The organism is Silvanigrella paludirubra, from assembly GCF_009208775.1.
Lineage (GTDB): Bacteria > Bdellovibrionota_B > Oligoflexia > Silvanigrellales > Silvanigrellaceae > Silvanigrella > Silvanigrella paludirubra.
On sequence record NZ_WFLM01000016.1, the window covers coordinates 1 to 737 of the forward strand.

The 737-nt window shown below is 30.8% G+C and carries 1 pseudogene; it reads left to right on the plus strand.

Annotated elements, in window-relative coordinates:
• Nucleotides 1-737: pseudogene (locus GCL60_RS17315) on the plus strand (hypothetical protein); the annotation flags it as partial.

Here is a 737-nt window from a genome sequence, read left to right on the forward strand (position 1 = left end):
CTCAAGGAAATGCGTTTCAAAGATTAAAGGCAAGAATATATCGTTTAAGCGATAATATTTGCCAAGTAACAAGTGAAAATTGTGGTAAGGTTTATAAAACTGAAATCCATCAATATTCTAGTGAAAAAGCAGTAGCTGGAACAGCGACAACTCCTTATTCACTTCCTTCTGTGACTAAATTATTATCTTCTGCAAATGGAAAATGTAAAATAGTACAAAAGAAACAAGATTATTTAGTAGGTAAATCACAAAATATATTAACAAGTAGTTATTTATCTTCTAAGGGAGATCTTCTTGCAAAAGAAGTAACAACAGCAAATGCCTTTACAAATTTAGTAGAGAAAAAATTAGATACGAAGGGTATTGAAGTCTCTTATGAGTATGATGTACTTGGTCGTAAATTAAAAGAAACAGCAAAAGCAGATGGTGCTCCTGCATTACAAACAACTTATTCTTATGTTGTAAATGATCCTACATATGGTGGTTATGGAACAAGTTCTTTGTTAATAACGAAAGCAAATGGATTTAAAGGGGTACAAGTGTATGACTCTTTAGGCCGTGAGTTAGAAGTATATGCACAAAATAATTCAGGAACAACTTTAAGTAAATTAAAAACATATCAATATGGTGTAACAGGACAAAAAGAGAAAGAAACATTATATAATGTAGATTCTCAAGGTAATCCTTTTAAAACTACAATTCAATATAAGTATGATGCAAAAGGAAGAGAAGTTGCT